Origin of the sequence: Klebsiella sp. CN_Kp100, from assembly GCF_040065315.1 — a bacterium.
Taxonomy (GTDB): Bacteria; Pseudomonadota; Gammaproteobacteria; order Enterobacterales; family Enterobacteriaceae; genus Klebsiella; species Klebsiella oxytoca.
The window spans coordinates 109,781-126,099 of record NZ_JBEAIJ010000007.1; the positions used below are offsets into that span (position 1 = coordinate 109,781).

Below are 16,319 nucleotides of genomic sequence, written 5' to 3' on the forward strand. Positions count from 1 at the left end.
CTTAGGGGCTCCCTGGCCTGAAATTATCGTTTTCCACTATGCAGCCAGAACGGCTCTGCGGCCAGCGCCTGGCGACGAAAATATTCGATAACGCTGCTGTCATTATGCGCAATCGCCCGGCGGGTTTCTTGCCAGTTTTCCAGCCACGGCGCGGCAGCATCGGCATAGGCGCCGGATAACAGCTGAACGGTGTCAATTTCGCGGGTCAGACGCGGAAGCTGATCGGCATAACCGTCAGCGGACGGCTGACGAAAAGCATTTTTCAGCTCCGCCGCCGCCCTGGAGAGCTGAATATCCGCAAAGCGTTTAAACGATCCGGCAATTTTCTGCTCTCCGGCTGCGTTCAGGAAAGGACGCCAGCCGCGGTTTACCAGCAGATCGGTGAGCGCCAGCTTCGCCCTGACGGTCGCCACGCTGAAAAGCGCGGCCTGGGTCGTTTCGGCTTCCGCCAGCGCCGCCTCGGCTTCGCTCAGACGTTCACGCAGCAGCGTGGTGGCCTTGCGCGGGACAATACCGCCAAACAGTACCAGCGCGTGCCGCACGCGGGCGATAGCGTGCAAAATCTCCGCTTTCGCTTTTGCATTGCCGCGATTGAGGACTTCATCATGATATAGCCAGTGCGCCAGCGCGCTTTCCAGCGCCGCCTCCAGCCCCTGTTCGACGCTGGCTTTCGGCGCGACGCGAAGGATCGTTAACTCGGTCAGCGGGCGTTCTTCGTTGCCCTGCGCCAGATGATAACCACGCGCCGCTTTGCTCAGGCTTCCCTGACGCAGTACGCCGGTATCCAGCAAGCGACGGGCAAGGGTCAGAATATCCTGCGTATTACCGGACAGAAGCTCCAGCTCCAGCTCGCAAATGGGTTCCTGATGCTCGCCGGCTTTGACTTCGCCGCGATCGAGAGCGATTTCAATTTCGCTGTCGCCTTCTTTGACCACCCATCTTTCCCGCTCAAAATCGGTGCTGAAAAGCGGCTGTACGTTCTCAGCAAGCTCCGCCGGCAGTTCACCCTGCGGCCAGACTTCAGCCGGAAGCTTTTCCAGCGCCAGCTCAGGACTTTCCAGCGGAATGTTATATTCCGGACGCTGATGCAGCCCGCCGACGACGCGCCCGGCGATTTTCAGCGTCATCTCATAGCGCCCCTGGTCGCCGCGAATGCGCAGCCCCATGTCGTGGCGGCGCAGCCAGTTATCCGCCGTTTCATAGTAAATATTCAGTAATTGACCCGCGGGCGTGTGCTTTGCCTCCAGCGTATTGAGGTGCTGACGCAGCGCGTCAACGCCATTCTGATCAACGATAAACTTTAATTCGATTTCTTGAGCCATGACTGAATTCTTCCGCTTATATGCTGTGCCGGGAAATTGCGGCGAACTAACAACGATATTTCTTGTCAGTAAATAGTATTTTGCGGCGAATCGCCATGCAATGCGCATTTTGCCGGGCCACCTGATGGATGATTCCGATTGTGGCGGAAAACTTTGCGTCGCTTCGGCGATGCCACTACTATCGTTCAACTTTTTATGACCAAACGATGACCTGATGCCAAAATTACGCCTTATTACATTGACTTTGCTGGCGCTGAGCGCCGCCACGGCGGTTCACGCGGAAGAAAAACGTTACGTTTCAGATGAACTGAATACCTGGGTGCGCAGCGGTCCGGGCGATAACTATCGCCTTGTGGGCACCATCAACGCCGGCGAAGAAGTCGCAGTGCTGCAAACTAACGACAGCACTAACTATGCTCAGGTGCGCGACAGCAGCGGCCGTACCGCCTGGATCCCCTTGAAAGAGCTGAGCAACGAGCCCAGCCTGCGCACTCGCGTGCCGGATCTGGAAAACCAGGTCAAAACCCTGACCGATAAACTGAATAACATTGATACCACCTGGAACCAGCGCACGGCGGACATGCAGAAGAAAGTCGCCGGTAGCGATGCCGTCATCAACGGCCTGAAAGAAGAGAATCAAAAGCTGAAAAATGAGCTGGTTGTCGCGCAGAAGAAGGTGAATGCCGCAAATCTGCAGCTTGATGACAAACAGCGCACCATTATCATGCAGTGGTTTATGTACGGCGGCGGCGTGCTGGGCGTCGGCCTGATTCTGGGACTGGTGTTGCCGCACCTGGTACCGAGCCGCAAGCGAAAAGACCGTTGGATGAACTAATTCGTCTTCTCTGCCAGACTTACGTATCATCGTAAGAAAATGAAGACGGGAGAGTAAGGCGTGAAGGTTTATCTGGTCGGTGGTGCAGTACGAGATGCGTTATTAAGGCTACCGGTTAAAGACAAAGATTGGGTCGTGGTTGGCGCCACGCCTCAGCAACTCCTCGACGCGGGCTACCAGCAGGTAGGCCGTGATTTTCCCGTGTTCCTTCATCCGCAAAGCCGTGAAGAGTATGCCCTGGCGCGCACCGAGCGCAAGTCCGGTTCCGGTTACACCGGTTTTACCTGCTATGCCGCCGCTGACGTTACCCTTGAGCAAGACCTGCTGCGCCGCGATCTGACGATCAATGCGCTGGCCCAGGACGCCGACGGTCAGATTATCGATCCCTACGGCGGCCAGTCTGATTTACGCCAGCGCCTGCTGCGCCACGTCTCGCCCGCCTTTAGCGAGGATCCGCTACGCGTTCTGCGCGTGGCGCGTTTTGCCGCCCGCTACGCGCATCTGGGGTTTCGTATCGCCGATGAAACCATGGCGCTGATGCGCGCAATGGCCGATGCCGGTGAGCTTGCGCATCTCACGCCGGAGCGGGTATGGAAAGAGACGGAAAGCGCCCTTACCACCCGCAACCCGCAGGTCTTCTTCCAGACCTTACGCGACTGCCGCGCGCTCAAGGTGCTGTTCCCGGAAGTCGACGCCCTTTACGGCGTACCGGCTCCGGCTAAATGGCACCCGGAAATCGACACCGGCCTGCACACCCTGATGACCGTCACCATGGCGGCGATGCTGTCACCCGAAATCGACGTACGTTTCGCTACCCTGTGCCACGACCTCGGGAAAGGACTGACGCCAAAAGAGCTCTGGCCGCGTCATCATGGTCACGGCCCGGCTGGCGTAAAGCTGGTCGAACAGCTCTGCGCCCGTCTGCGGGTACCCAACGAGCTGCGCGATCTGGCAAAGCTGGTCGCCGAGTTTCACGATCTGATTCACACCCTGCCCATGCTGCAGCCAAAAACGCTGGTCAAACTGTTCGATAATATTGATGCCTGGCGCAAGCCGCAGCGGGTCAGGCAAATCGCCTTGACCAGTGAAGCCGACGTGCGCGGGCGCACCGGTTTTGAGGCCTGCGATTACCCTCAGGGTCGCCTGCTGCTGGAAGCCTGGGACGTTGCCCGAGCGGTCTCAACAAAAGAGGTCGTTGCGGAAGGGTTTCAGGGAATTGAGATTCGTGAAGAGTTGACGCGTCGGCGGATTCAGGCCGTCGCCCGCTGGAAAGAAAAGCGTTGCCCCCAGCCGCAGGACTGAGGGCTGGCGCTTAGAAGAAGACCACGTACACCGCTGCCGCGACGATAAAGCGATAGATGGCGAACGGGATAAACGAAATACGTTTAATCAGCTGCAGGAAGGTTTTAATCGCAATCAGCGCGACGATAAACGCCGTGATAAAACCGACGGCAAACATCGGAATATCGCTGGCGTTGAGGAAACCAATACTTTTGTACATATCCAGTACGGTCGCGCCCATCATCATCGGCACCGCCAGCAGGAATGAGAACTCAGAGGCCGCATAGCGGCTTACGCCCATCAGCATCCCGCCGGAAATTGTCGCCCCGGAACGCGAGAAGCCCGGCCACAGCGCCAGACACTGGAAACAGCCGATCACGAACGCCTGACGATAGGTCATATCATCAATGCCCACCGCGCGGGGCTGTTTTGGCTTCAGCACTTCCGCTGCGATCAGCAGCACGCCGCCGACAATCAGCGCGTACATCACGTTTATCGGGTTAAACAGAGACTTGATGGTATCGTGGAAAATCAGCCCCAGCACTACCGCCGGGATCATCCCCAAGAGAATATGGATAAGCGACAGGCGACCGCTGCCCTGGCCTTCATGCTCGGGCTTTTTGCCGAAATGAATACCGATAAGGCCGAACAGACGACGCCAGAACATCACAACAACGGCAAGAATGGAACCAAGCTGAATCACTACTTCAAACGTATTTGCGGTATCGCCTTCAAAACCCAGCAGATGACCGACAATAATCATATGACCAGTACTGGAAACAGGTAAAAACTCGGTCAAACCTTCAACCACACCCAATATTGCCGCCACCAGCAGCGAGTGTATATCGCTCATCCAATTAAACCCTTTAAAAAGTAATATGAAAAAAACCAGAAACGAATAACCAGGCTATCAGGCTTCAATATTGGCCACGGACAGCGCGCAGAAACGGGAGCGTACAGGTTGTACGCGCGGCTTTCGGGCGCTTCCCGGGGACAAAACGGCAAATAAAATAGCCTGATGGTCGGATTCTATGACCGGTATAAACACAATTTGTTTAACGAGTATGACCTGAAAAGTTTTGTTTCAGATTAAGGCCACGTTCAATCACGACGCCAACGTTGGCCGCCCGGGCTACCGCGCCAGGCTTGCTGACTTTAATACGCACCCATGGAGATTGAAACTTTTCCAGCAGCAGGTCAGCAATTTCTTCCGCCACGCGCTCGACCAGCGCAAAGCGCCCGCCTTCAACGTGGTTGATGACCGCCTCGCTGATATCAGCATAGCTGAGACAATCGCTGACATCATCGCTGGCCGCCGCTTTGCGGTTATCCCACGCCATTTCGATATCGAACACCAGCTTCTGTTCAATGGTTTGTTCCCAGTCATAAACACCAATAGTGGTGATTACCGAAAGTTGCTCTATAAATACAATATCCATCACGACCTGCCTGCTTTTTGGCTAAACCGGATACCACTTCCGGCCAATTATGCGTATTATCCACAGATGCAAAGACATCCCCTAAATAATTTGCGTTGCAGGAAGAGAGCGACGCGGCAAGGCTCCTGGAGCATAGCATCGCTATGGGTCTCTGCGAGCCAATGCGCGGATAACGCGCAGCGCACCGGGGATAAAACGACACTTTCAAAATGGAACAGCTGATGAGTGCAATCGCGCCTGGACTGGTTATCCTCGCCTACCTCTGCGGCTCAATCTCCAGCGCCATTCTCGTTTGCCGCCTCGCTGGACTTCCCGACCCTCGCGACAGCGGCTCCGGCAATCCAGGGGCGACTAACGTCCTGCGAATTGGCGGCAAGGGCGCAGCCGTAGCGGTGCTTATTTTTGACGTACTGAAAGGCATGCTGCCGGTCTGGGGAGCGTGGGCGCTAGGCCTGACGCCGTTCTGGCTCGGTCTGGTGGCCATTGCCGCCTGCGTAGGCCATATCTGGCCGGTATTTTTTAACTTTCGCGGCGGTAAAGGCGTGGCGACCGCTTTCGGAGCCATCGCCCCTATCGGCTGGGATCTCACCGGCGTGATGGCCGGAACCTGGCTGCTTACGATTCTGCTCAGCGGCTACTCCTCGCTGGGGGCGATCGTCAGCGCGCTGATCGCGCCGTTCTATGTCTGGTGGTTCAAACCGCAGTATACTTTCCCGGTTTCGATGCTCTCATGCCTGATTCTGCTGCGCCATCACGACAACATTCAGCGTCTGTGGCGGCGTCAGGAAACCCGCATCTGGACCCGGTTCAAAAAGAAGAAAAAAACGCCGGAGCAGAAATAACCTTTGCTTCGACGCAACTTCGCGGCAAGGCGGTGAGTGAGTCCCGATGAGCTTACTCCAGTCAGTGATTCGGGCGAACGACAAATCTGCCGGGATCAGATTTGAACGTCGCTTGCGACGGCCCGCCAGGGCGAGGCCTATGGATGGGCCGAGTAGCCCGTAGCCAACGCGGCTGCGGCTCGAAGTATGACAATTGTATGCCCTAAATAATTCGAGTTGCGGCAAGGCGGCAAGTGAGTGAGTCCCGATGAGCTTACTCCAGTAAGTGATTCGGGCGAACAAACGTAGCCAACGCGGCTGCGGCTCGAAGTATGACGGGCATAAGCTTTTCATATGACCGGGATGGTTGGCCCCCGATCAATACTCTTCGCTGCTGTTTTATCTTGATTTTGCAGGGGCGCGACATTGCACGGCACGGTGTTACCACAGAATAAAAAAGGCTGGCAGGCCACGCTGGACCTCCGCTTTCAGCTTCTTGGCGGGAAAACAACGCTCGCCTCCCGTCGTCATGTCGGTCCACTCACCGTTCAGCGTCCGTTTTATCCCGAAGAAGAGACCTGCCACCTCTATCTGCTTCATCCGCCCGGCGGTATCGTCGGCGGCGATGAACTCACCATCAGCGCCACGATTGAGTCCGATTGCCATACGCTGATCACCATGCCCGGCGCCAGCAAGTTTTATCGCAGCAGCGGCGCGCAGGCGCGGCTTCTGCAAACCCTGACGCTGGGCGATAACGCAACGCTCGAGTGGTTGCCGCAGGATGCGATTTTCTTTCCCGGCGCTCACGCCGCTTTGCATACTGTGTTTCACCTCTCCTCCTCCAGTACGCTGCTGGCCTGGGACCTGCTATGTCTTGGCCGTCCGGTCATCGGCGAAACCTTTAGCCACGGCGCGCTCGCTAACCGACTGGAGGTGTGGGTCGACGGCTCTCCGCTGCTGATTGAGCGCCTGAACCTGGCCGATGGAGAGCTGGCCTGCATCGCGCAGCAGCCATGGGTGGGAACAATGCTGTTCTACCCGGCGAACGAGACGCTGCTGGAAGGCGTACGCGAAAAACTTACGCCGCTGGCAAACTATGCCGGCGCGACGCTCACCGACGGCCTGCTGACGGTACGCTTTTTAAGTGACGATAATCTGCATTGCCAGCGGGCGATGCGCGATATCTGGCTGTTTATGCGCCCGCACCTGACCGGCAAATCTCCGGTACTCCCCCGAATCTGGCTGACTTAAGAGAACGCTATGGAACTGACACCCAGAGAAAAAGACAAACTTTTGCTGTTTACCGCTGCGCTGGTGGCGGAGCGTCGCCTGGCCCGCGGCCTGAAGCTCAACTATCCCGAATCCGTGGCCCTGATTAGCGCCTTTATTATGGAGGGCGCGCGCGACGGCAGAAGCGTCGCAGAGCTAATGGAAGAAGGGCGCCACGTCCTGAGCCGCGAGCAGGTCATGGAAGGCGTACCGGAAATGATCCCCGATATCCAGGTCGAAGCCACCTTTCCGGACGGCTCGAAGCTGGTTACCGTCCATAACCCGATAATCTGAGGTAGCGCGATGATCCCAGGAGAATATCAGGTTAAACCGGGCCAGATAGCGCTTAACGTCGGCCGGGCTACCTGCTGCATTATCGTTGAAAATCACGGTGACCGGCCGATTCAGGTCGGCTCCCATTATCACTTCGCCGAGGTCAACCCGGCGCTGAAGTTCGATCGCCAGCAGGCAACGGGCTACCGTCTCAATATCGCGGCCGGAACCGCAGTGCGCTTCGAGCCGGGCCAAAAGCGCGAGGTGGAGCTGGTAGCGCTGGCCGGAGCCCGCGTCGTGCACGGTTTTCGCGGCGAAATAATGGGTGAGCTGGAGGCAAATGATGAGTGAGATTTCACGTCAGGCCTATGCCGACATGTTCGGCCCCACCACCGGCGATAAAGTTCGCCTGGCGGACACCGAGCTGTGGATCGAGGTTGAAGATGATTTGACCACCTACGGCGAAGAGGTCAAATTCGGCGGCGGTAAAGTGATCCGCGACGGTATGGGACAGGGGCAGATGCTTTCCGCCGGGTGCGCGGATCTGGTGCTGACCAATGCCCTGATCGTCGATTACTGGGGGATCGTTAAAGCCGATATCGGCGTCAAAGATGGAAGGATCTTCGCCATCGGCAAAGCCGGCAACCCGGATATTCAACCCAACGTCACGATCCCGATCGGCGCGGCCACGGAAATTATTGCCGCAGAAGGCAAGATCGTCACCGCCGGCGGCGTCGATACGCATATTCACTGGATCTGCCCGCAGCAGGCGGAAGAAGCGCTGGTCTCCGGCGTCACCACCATGATCGGCGGCGGTACCGGCCCGGCGGCGGGTACCCACGCCACGACCTGCACCCCGGGTCCGTGGTACATCTCGCGGATGCTGCAGGCTGCGGACAGCCTGCCGGTCAATGTCGGCCTGCTGGGTAAAGGCAATGGCTCGAATCCGGATGCGCTGCGTGAGCAGGTCGCGGCCGGGGTTATCGGCCTGAAAATTCACGAAGACTGGGGCGCGACGCCAGCGGCAATCAACTGCGCGCTGACCGTAGCCGACGAAATGGACGTTCAGGTTGCGCTGCACAGCGATACCCTTAACGAGTCGGGATTCGTTGAGGATACCCTGGCGGCCATCGGCGGGCGCACTATCCATACTTTCCATACCGAAGGCGCGGGCGGCGGCCATGCGCCAGATATTATTACCGCCTGCGCACACCCTAATATTCTGCCCTCGTCGACTAATCCGACGCTGCCCTACACCGTCAACACCATTGACGAGCATCTGGACATGCTGATGGTTTGCCATCATCTCGACCCGGATATCGCCGAGGACGTGGCGTTTGCCGAATCGCGCATTCGGCGGGAAACCATCGCCGCGGAAGACGTCCTGCACGACCTGGGCGCCTTCTCCCTTACCTCGTCCGATTCGCAGGCCATGGGTCGCGTCGGCGAAGTGGTGTTACGTACCTGGCAGGTGGCGCACCGGATGAAAGTTCAGCGCGGCCCGCTGGCGGAAGAGAGCGGCGATAACGATAACTTCCGCGTGAAGCGCTATATCGCCAAATACACCATTAATCCGGCGTTAACCCACGGTATCGCCCATGAAGTCGGTTCGATTGAAGTGGGGAAACTGGCGGATCTGGTGCTGTGGTCCCCGGCATTCTTCGGCGTAAAACCGGCGACGATCGTCAAAGGCGGCATGATCGCCATGGCGCCGATGGGCGACATCAACGCATCTATCCCGACGCCGCAGCCGGTGCACTATCGCCCGATGTTCGGCGCGCTGGGCAGCGCTCGTCACCGCTGCCGTTTGACCTTCCTGTCGCAGGCGGCGGCGGAAAACGGCGTCGCTGAACGGCTGAACCTGCACAGCGCGACGGCGGTGGTTAAAGGCTGCCGCACGGTACAAAAAGCCGATATGCACCACAACGGCCTGTTGCCCAATATTACCGTGGATTCACAAACCTACGAGGTGCGCATCGACGGCGAACTGATAACCAGCGAACCGGCGGACGTGTTACCCATGGCGCAACGTTATTTCCTGTTTTAAGGAGCGCAAATGCTTTATTTGACCCAGCGGGTAGAGACCCCGGCGCAGGCCACGGCCAGCGTTACCCTGCCGATTGACGTGCGGGTAAAAAGCCGTATTAAAGTCACCCTCAACGATGGCCGTCAGGCGGGCCTGCTGCTGCCGCGCGGTCTGCTGCTGCGCGGCGGCGATATTCTCAGTAACGAAAACGGCAGCGAATTCATTGAAGTGATTGCCGCCGATGAAGCCGTTTCGGTCGTGCGCTGCGAGGATCCTTTTATGCTGGCGAAAGCCTGCTATCACCTCGGCAATCGCCATGTCCCGCTGCAGATTATGCCCGGCGAGCTGCGCTACCATCACGACCACGTCCTGGACGATATGCTGCGCCAGTTTGGCCTGGCCGTGGATTTCGCGCATCTGCCGTTTGAACCGGAAGCCGGCGCCTACGCCAGCGAGTCGCACGGCCATCATCATCATCACAATCACGAGCACAGCCACTAAATGCCGACGCCGGAAAAACGTCTGCGGCTGATGCAGCTTGCCAGCAGCAGCCTCCCGGTTGGCGGCTACAGCTGGTCCCAGGGGCTGGAGTGGGCGGTGGAAGCGGGCTGGGTAGCGGATACCGCCGCCTTTGAGCGCTGGCAGCTGCGGCAGATGGAGCAGAGCTTTTTTACCGTCGACCTGCCGCTGTTTGCCCGGCTCTACCGGGCCTGCGAAGCGGGCGATCTGGACTGTGCCCGGCGCTGGACCGCTTATCTGCTCGCCTGCCGGGAAACCCGCGAGCTGCGCGATGAAGAGCGCAACCGCGGCGCAGCCTTCACCCGGCTGCTGGCCGACTGGCAGCCGGACTGCCCGCCCGAGTGGCGCAAGCTGTGTCAGCAAAGCCAGTTAACCGGTATAGCGTGGCTTGGCGTACGCTGGCAAATAGCCATTCCTGACCTGGCCCTGAGCCTTGGCTATAGCTGGATTGAAAGCGCGGTGATGGCGGGCGTCAAGCTGGTGCCCTTCGGCCAGCAGGCGGCCCAGCAGTTGATTCTGCGCCTGTGCGACCGCTATGCGGCGGACATGGACAGCGCCCTTGCGGCCCCGGATTGCGCAATCGGTTCGGCGACGCCGCTTGCGGCTATCGCTTCCGCGCGACACGAAACCCAGTATTCCCGACTATTCCGTTCTTAGGAGAAGATATGAACATGATTAAGCAACCGCTGCGCGTCGGCGTCGGCGGCCCGGTCGGCTCCGGAAAAACCGCGCTGCTGGAAGCCCTCTGCAAAGCCATGCGCGACACCTGGCAGCTGGCGGTGGTGACTAACGATATCTACACCAAAGAAGATCAGCGCATTCTCACCGAAGCCGGCGCCCTGGAGCCAGAGCGAATTGTCGGCGTCGAAACCGGCGGCTGCCCGCATACCGCCATTCGCGAAGACGCATCGATGAACCTGGCCGCAGTGGAAGCGCTAAGCGAGAAATTCGGCAATCTCGATCTGATCTTTGTGGAAAGCGGCGGCGATAACCTGAGCGCGACCTTTAGCCCGGAGCTGGCGGATCTCACCATCTACGTCATCGACGTGGCGGAAGGAGAAAAGATCCCGCGCAAAGGCGGGCCGGGGATCACCAAATCCGACTTCCTGGTGATCAACAAAACCGATCTTGCACCGTACGTGGGCGCGTCTCTGGAAGTGATGGAGCGCGATACCCTGCGCATGCGCGGCGAACGTCCGTGGAGCTTCACCAACCTGAAAAGCGGCGACGGCCTGCAAAATATCATCGCCTTTATCGAAGACAAAGGCATGCTTGGCAAGTAACCTCTGCACCATCCCGACGCAAAGATGTCGGGATGGTGCATACCCTGCCCTCTCTTTAGCCATCCCCTTCATGAAGCCCTGATAGCGCCTGCCCTGCGATGTGGCATAAGGTTTGCTAATTCCAGTCATGCCCAACCATTAAGGAATGACTATGTCATCACTGGATATAAAAACTGATTTACCTGCGCAAACCAGTGCCTCCGGCTCCAAAGAAACGCTGGAAGACTATACGCTTCGCTATGCCCCGCTGAGCTTTCGCCGCTGGGGACCAGGGGTTGTCGCGGTGACGGCATTAGGCGGTATCGCCTACCTGGCCGACTTTTCTATCGGCGCCAGCATCGGCATGGCCTGGGGTACCACCAATGCGATTTACGCGATCCTGCTGGCGGCACTGGTTATTTTTCTTACCGGTATTCCGCTGGCGATTACCGCCGCGCGCTATAACATCGACCTCGACTTAATCACCCGCAGCGCCGGTTTCGGCTACTTTGGCTCGGTGATCACCAGCATTATCTTTGCCGGATTTACCTTTATCTTTTTCGCCCTCGAAGGCTCGATTATGGCGCAGGGGCTGCTGGTGGGCTTAGGGATCCCGCTGTGGATGGGCTACCTCATCGCCACCCTGATGGTATTGCCGCTGGTGGTCTACGGCATGAAGGCGCTGACTCGCCTTCAGGTCTGGACGACGCCGCTGTGGCTGGTCCTGATGGTGGTTCCGGTGGCCTGGCTTATCACCAAAGACCCGGATCTGGTGGATGGTTTTATGAACTTCGCCGGTAAAAACCACGCCGCAACGGTAGATTTAACCGCCATTATGCTCGGCGCGGGGGTATGCCTGTCGCTGATCATGCAGATTGGCGAGCAGATCGACTACCTGCGCTTTATGCCGCCGAAGACCGCAGAAAACAGCAAAAGCTGGTGGCTGGCGGTGTTCTCCGCCGGTCCGGGCTGGGTCGTGTTAGGTGCGATTAAACAGATTATCGGCGCTTTTCTCGGGTTCTATCTGCTGACCCGCTTCCCGGCGGTGCACAACACCGAACCGGTACAGCAGTTCGTCAGCGTCTTCGATAACCTGGTCCCCGGCTGGCTGGCGCTCACCCTCGCGGTGGTGCTGGTGGTTATCTCGCAGATAAAAATAAACGTCACTAACGCCTATTCCGGCTCGCTGGCGTGGACCAGCGCCTGGACGCGCACCACCAAACGTTATCCGGGGAGAATTATTTTCGTCATCGTCAACCTGACGATTGCTCTCGCCCTGATGGAGGGCGACATGTTTAGCGCTCTGGCGTGGATCCTCGGCTTCTACTCTAACTTTGCCATCGCCTGGGTGGTGGTGGTCGCCACCGATATCACCGTCAATAAAGGCGTGCTGAAGCTGGCGCCGGCGCAGCCGGAGTATCGCCGCGGGATGATCTACAACGTCAACCCAGTAGGCGTAGTCTCTTTTGCCCTCGCGGCAGGCCTTTCGATTAGCGCCTTCTTCGGCCTGTTAGGCGACACCCTGGCGCCGTTCTCGCCGCTGATCGCGCTGGCGGTAGCGTTCGTGATGACGCCGGTCATGGGAATCGCCACCCGCGGGCGCTATTACATTAAACAGCACGATGACGGTATCGCCGAGCCGCGCTACGATGCGCAGGGTAATGCGTCGATCACCGTTTACCGCTGCCTGAGCTGCCGGGAAGAGTACGAACGTCCTGACGTGATGCATTCGCATAAACATCAGGGGGCGATTTGCTCGCTGTGTAAGAGTATGGAATAAGTCGAGAAGGCAGGCCGACAGGACGTCGGCCTGTAAAACAGCAGAAATTATGCCGCCGGAAGTTCAGCCAGCGGCCAGCGCGGACGAACGGTGACGCCCAGCTCCGCTTTTGCCCCGGAACGCAGACGAACCATACCCGCATAGGCAATCATCGCACCGTTATCGGTACAGAATTCAGGACGGGCATAGAAGACTTCCCCGCCGCGCTTTTTCATCATTTCCGCCAGCTTCGCGCGCAGCGTACGGTTAGCGCTGACGCCGCCAGCCATCACCAGCCGTTTAAAACCGGTTTGCTCCAGCGCCCGGCGGCACTTGATCATCAGCGTATCCACGACCGCGTCTTCGAAAGCGCGGGCGATATCGGCGCGCGTCTGGTCGTCATCGCCGTTGCTACGGATGGTGTTGGCAGCAAAGGTTTTCAGGCCTGAGAAGCTAAAATCCAGCCCGGGACGGTCGGTCATCGGGCGCGGAAAGACAAAACGCCCTTCGGTGCCCTGGGAGGCCATCTTCGACAGCATCGGGCCGCCAGGGTAATCCAGGCCGAGCAGTTTAGCCGTCTTATCGAAGGCTTCCCCTGCAGCGTCGTCAATCGACTCACCTAACAGCTCATACTGGCCAATACCGGTGACGCTAATCAGCTGGGTATGGCCGCCGGAAACCAGTAGCGCGACAAACGGATACTGCGGCGGATTATCTTCCAGCATCGGCGCCAACAGATGCCCTTCCATATGGTGTACCGGGATCGCCGGCACGTTCCAGGCGAAGGCCAGCGAGCGGCCTACCGTCGCGCCGACCAGCAGCGCGCCAACCAGGCCTGGGCCCGCCGTATACGCAACGGCATCAATATCTTTTGCCGTCATCCCGGCCTCTTTGAGCGCCGCCTGAATCAGAGGGACGGTTTTACGCACGTGGTCGCGCGAGGCGAGTTCAGGCACCACGCCGCCGTAGTCAGCATGCAATTTCACCTGACTATACAGCTGGTTGGCTAACAGACCTTTTTCGTCGTCATAAATGGCGATGCCGGTTTCATCGCAGGATGTTTCAATTCCCAGTACACGCATGGCTAGTTTTACCTCGTTTCAATACCGCGCAGTGTAGGACCAATGCGGGTTGATGTAAAACTTTCCTCACCCCTGGCGCTCACTTCGTGTATACTCCTTGTCCTTATAAAAGTCCCTTTCAAAAATCGCGTCGGTGCTTTACAAAGCAGCAGCAATTGCAGTAAAATTCCGCACCATTTTGAAATAAGCTGGCGTTGATGCCAGCGGCAAACCGAATTTATCAAAGGTGAGAGTTACATGCCGGTAATTAAAGTACGTGAAAACGAGCCGTTCGACGTAGCGCTGCGTCGCTTCAAACGTTCATGCGAAAAAGCAGGTGTTCTGGCGGAAGTTCGTCGTCGTGAGTTCTATGAAAAACCGACTACCGAACGTAAACGCGCTAAAGCTTCCGCAGTGAAACGTCACGCGAAGAAACTGGCTCGCGAAAACGCACGCCGCACTCGTCTGTACTAATCTGTTGGGAGCCAGGCTCTCAATTCAGACCGAGTTGTAGTTGTAAGGCCGTGCTTCCGAAAGGAATGCGCGGCTTATTTTCGTTTATGCATTAGCATATACACCCAATCATTCAAGATGCATCAAGGCGGCTAGGGAGTAAGTCCCCGGAGCTTACTGAAGTAAGCGACAGGGGTGAACGAGCGAAGCCAGCGCAGAGGCAGTTTGAAGGGGAAGTGTATAAAACGGGGCATATGGCTGGACGAATTCCACGAGTATTTATCAATGACCTGCTGGCGCGCACCGATATCGTCGATCTGATCGACGCGCGGGTGAAGCTGAAAAAGCAGGGCAAGAATTATCACGCGTGCTGTCCGTTCCATAACGAAAAAACCCCCTCTTTCACCGTCAACGGTGAAAAACAGTTTTACCACTGCTTTGGCTGCGGTGCGCACGGCAACGCTATCGACTTCCTGATGAACTACGACAAGCTCGAGTTCGTGGAAACCGTCGAAGAGCTGGCTGCTATGCATAATCTTGAAGTGCCGTATGAAGCCGGAACGGGCCTGAGTCAGATAGAGCGCCATCAGCGGCAAAATCTCTATCAGCTAATGGAAGGGTTAAATGACTTTTATCAGCAATCCTTCAACCAACCTAATGCCGAACCTGCGCGCCAGTACCTGGAGCAACGCGGCCTGAGTGCCGAAGTTGTCCAGCAGTTTGCTATTGGTTTTGCGCCGCCAGGCTGGGATAACGCATTAAAACGTTTCGGCGGTAATGTCGACAACAGGAAACTGCTGCTCGATGCCGGAATGCTGGTCAACAATGACCAGGGAAGAACTTACGACCGTTTCCGCAATCGCGTGATGTTTCCGATTCGCGACAAACGAGGCCGGGTGATTGGATTTGGTGGTCGCGTACTGGGTAACGATACGCCGAAATACCTCAACTCCCCGGAGACCGATATTTTCCATAAGGGCCGCCAGCTTTACGGCCTTTATGAAGCGCAGCAGCACCAGGCAGAACCACCGCGGTTGCTGGTTGTCGAAGGGTATATGGATGTCGTCGCTCTGGCGCAGTACGGTATTAACTATGCCGTTGCATCGCTGGGTACATCGACCACGGCCGACCACATGCATATATTATTCCGTGCGACGAACAACGTAATTTGCTGTTACGACGGCGACCGCGCCGGTCGAGATGCCGCATGGCGTGCGCTGGAAACGGCAATGCCGTACATGACCGATGGTCGTCAGCTACGCTTTATGTTCCTGCCCGATGGTGAAGATCCGGATACGCTGGTACGTAAAGAGGGTAAAGAGGCTTTTGAAGCACGGATGGAGCAGGCTCAGCCGCTCTCCATGTTTTTATTTAACAGTCTCTTACCGCAGGTCGATCTGAGTTCGCCGGATGGCAGTACGCAGCTGGCCGCACTAGCGCTGCCGCTCATTAGCCAGGTGCCTGGCGATGCGCATCGTATTCAGCTGCGCCAGATGCTGGGCCTGAAGCTGGGCATTTTTGATGATACCCAGCTTGATCGTTTAATGCCGAAACAGGCAGAAAGTGGCGTCGTACGCCCGGCTCAGCAGATAAAACAGACGCCTATGCGTATACTTATAGGACTGCTGGTGCAGAATCCCAATCTGGCGCCGCTGGTGCCCCCTTTGCAGGGGCTGGCGCAGAGCAAATTACCGGGACTCAGCCTCTTCTCCGAGCTGGTGAACCTCTGTGTTGCGCAGCCGGGCCTGACCACGGGGCAGCTATTAGAGAACTATCGCGGGACTAGTGAATACTCAACACTTGAAAAACTCTCAGCCTGGAACGATATAAGGGATGAGAATGTTGAAAAAATGTTCACCGACACGCTAAACCGAATTTTTGATGCAATGCTTGAACAGCGGCAAGAAGAGTTGATAGCTCGCGACCGCACTCACGGTTTAAGCAGTGAAGAACGCCGGGAGTTCTGGGAAATCAGACAAGCCCTGGAAAAAAAATGAAT

Annotated in this window: 17 protein-coding genes and 1 pseudogene; 13 read left to right on the top strand and 5 right to left on the bottom strand. The window is 57.4% G+C overall.

Annotation, left to right across the window (positions count from 1 at the left end):
- Positions 1-23 precede the first annotated feature (23 nt).
- On the bottom strand, positions 24-1,322 hold the full coding sequence (locus ABLV12_RS07350; RefSeq protein ID WP_348866948.1) for an inorganic triphosphatase: 1,299 nt from the start codon (positions 1,320-1,322) through the stop codon (positions 24-26).
- A 214-nt stretch (positions 1,323-1,536) separates the two neighbouring features.
- Between ABLV12_RS07350 and ABLV12_RS07355 the strand changes: the two genes are divergently transcribed.
- Both ABLV12_RS07355 and ABLV12_RS07360 read left to right on the top strand, forming a co-directional pair.
- Positions 1,537-2,157 (top strand): TIGR04211 family SH3 domain-containing protein, encoded by a 621-nt coding sequence (locus ABLV12_RS07355; protein ID WP_004105876.1) that lies wholly within the window; start codon positions 1,537-1,539, stop codon positions 2,155-2,157.
- A 60-nt stretch (positions 2,158-2,217) separates the two neighbouring features.
- Complete coding sequence (locus ABLV12_RS07360) at positions 2,218-3,459, top strand: multifunctional CCA addition/repair protein (RefSeq protein WP_004105877.1); 1,242 nt, start codon at positions 2,218-2,220, stop codon at positions 3,457-3,459.
- A gap of 10 nt (positions 3,460-3,469) precedes the next feature.
- Here the strand turns inward: ABLV12_RS07360 and bacA are convergent, their stop codons facing one another.
- Together bacA and folB are read right to left on the bottom strand one after the other, a co-directional pair.
- The gene (gene bacA, locus ABLV12_RS07365; RefSeq protein ID WP_004105879.1) at positions 3,470-4,291 is read right to left on the bottom strand and encodes an undecaprenyl-diphosphate phosphatase; all 822 of its coding nucleotides are present in this window, start codon (positions 4,289-4,291) and stop codon (positions 3,470-3,472) included.
- Positions 4,292-4,493: 202 nt separating this feature from the next.
- Complete coding sequence (folB, locus tag ABLV12_RS07370; protein ID WP_004105881.1) at positions 4,494-4,877, bottom strand: bifunctional dihydroneopterin aldolase/7,8-dihydroneopterin epimerase; 384 nt, start codon at positions 4,875-4,877, stop codon at positions 4,494-4,496.
- Between the two features lie 221 nt (positions 4,878-5,098).
- Between folB and plsY the strand changes: the two genes are divergently transcribed.
- Complete coding sequence (gene plsY, locus ABLV12_RS07375) at positions 5,099-5,719, top strand: glycerol-3-phosphate 1-O-acyltransferase PlsY (RefSeq protein WP_004105883.1); 621 nt, start codon at positions 5,099-5,101, stop codon at positions 5,717-5,719.
- Positions 5,720-6,051: 332 nt separating this feature from the next.
- On the opposite strand, the pseudogene ABLV12_RS07380 reads toward plsY, so the two are convergent.
- Positions 6,052-6,135: pseudogene (locus ABLV12_RS07380) on the bottom strand (short-chain dehydrogenase); the annotation flags it as partial.
- Between ABLV12_RS07380 and ABLV12_RS07385 the strand changes: the two are divergent.
- From ABLV12_RS07385 to ABLV12_RS07420, 8 genes are all read left to right on the top strand, one after another.
- Positions 6,125-6,949, top strand: a complete 825-nt coding sequence (locus ABLV12_RS07385; RefSeq protein WP_348866949.1) for an urease accessory protein UreD — start codon at positions 6,125-6,127, stop codon at positions 6,947-6,949. The pseudogene ABLV12_RS07380 and the gene ABLV12_RS07385 sit on opposite strands and share 11 nt — an antisense overlap.
- Positions 6,950-6,958: 9 nt before the next feature.
- Positions 6,959-7,261: an urease subunit gamma gene (locus ABLV12_RS07390; RefSeq protein WP_004105887.1), complete on the top strand. Its 303-nt coding sequence runs from the start codon at positions 6,959-6,961 to the stop codon at positions 7,259-7,261.
- 9 nt (positions 7,262-7,270) lie between these two features.
- Positions 7,271-7,591: an urease subunit beta gene (locus ABLV12_RS07395; RefSeq protein ID WP_004105889.1), complete on the top strand. Its 321-nt coding sequence runs from the start codon at positions 7,271-7,273 to the stop codon at positions 7,589-7,591.
- Positions 7,584-9,287 carry an urease subunit alpha gene (ureC, locus tag ABLV12_RS07400; RefSeq protein WP_016808009.1) on the top strand — a complete coding sequence of 568 codons (1,704 nt, stop codon included), beginning with the start codon at positions 7,584-7,586 and terminating at the stop codon, positions 9,285-9,287. The genes ABLV12_RS07395 and ureC overlap by 8 nt, the downstream gene beginning before the upstream one ends.
- 9 nt (positions 9,288-9,296) lie before the next feature.
- Positions 9,297-9,767 carry an urease accessory protein UreE gene (ureE, locus tag ABLV12_RS07405; RefSeq protein WP_004105893.1) on the top strand — a complete coding sequence of 157 codons (471 nt, stop codon included), beginning with the start codon at positions 9,297-9,299 and terminating at the stop codon, positions 9,765-9,767.
- Positions 9,768-10,442: an urease accessory protein UreF gene (locus ABLV12_RS07410; protein WP_160886211.1), complete on the top strand. Its 675-nt coding sequence runs from the start codon at positions 9,768-9,770 to the stop codon at positions 10,440-10,442.
- An 8-nt stretch (positions 10,443-10,450) separates the two neighbouring features.
- Positions 10,451-11,068 carry an urease accessory protein UreG gene (gene ureG / locus ABLV12_RS07415; protein WP_004105899.1) on the top strand — a complete coding sequence of 206 codons (618 nt, stop codon included), beginning with the start codon at positions 10,451-10,453 and terminating at the stop codon, positions 11,066-11,068.
- Positions 11,069-11,219: 151 nt separating this feature from the next.
- Positions 11,220-12,827 (top strand): cytosine permease, encoded by a 1,608-nt coding sequence (locus tag ABLV12_RS07420; protein WP_348866950.1) that lies wholly within the window; start codon positions 11,220-11,222, stop codon positions 12,825-12,827.
- Positions 12,828-12,874: 47 nt separating this feature from the next.
- Here the strand turns inward: ABLV12_RS07420 and tsaD are convergent, their stop codons facing one another.
- A complete protein-coding gene (gene tsaD / locus ABLV12_RS07425; RefSeq protein WP_004105903.1) occupies positions 12,875-13,888 on the bottom strand; it encodes a tRNA (adenosine(37)-N6)-threonylcarbamoyltransferase complex transferase subunit TsaD in 1,014 nt (337 codons plus the stop codon).
- Positions 13,889-14,125: 237 nt separating this feature from the next.
- Here tsaD and rpsU point away from each other — a divergent pair, with 237 nt between their 5' ends.
- Complete coding sequence (rpsU, locus tag ABLV12_RS07430) at positions 14,126-14,341, top strand: 30S ribosomal protein S21 (RefSeq protein WP_001144069.1); 216 nt, start codon at positions 14,126-14,128, stop codon at positions 14,339-14,341.
- Between the two features lie 233 nt (positions 14,342-14,574).
- On the top strand, positions 14,575-16,317 hold the full coding sequence (gene dnaG, locus ABLV12_RS07435) for a DNA primase (RefSeq protein ID WP_016808010.1): 1,743 nt from the start codon (positions 14,575-14,577) through the stop codon (positions 16,315-16,317).
- The last annotated feature ends 2 nt before the right edge of the window (positions 16,318-16,319 follow it).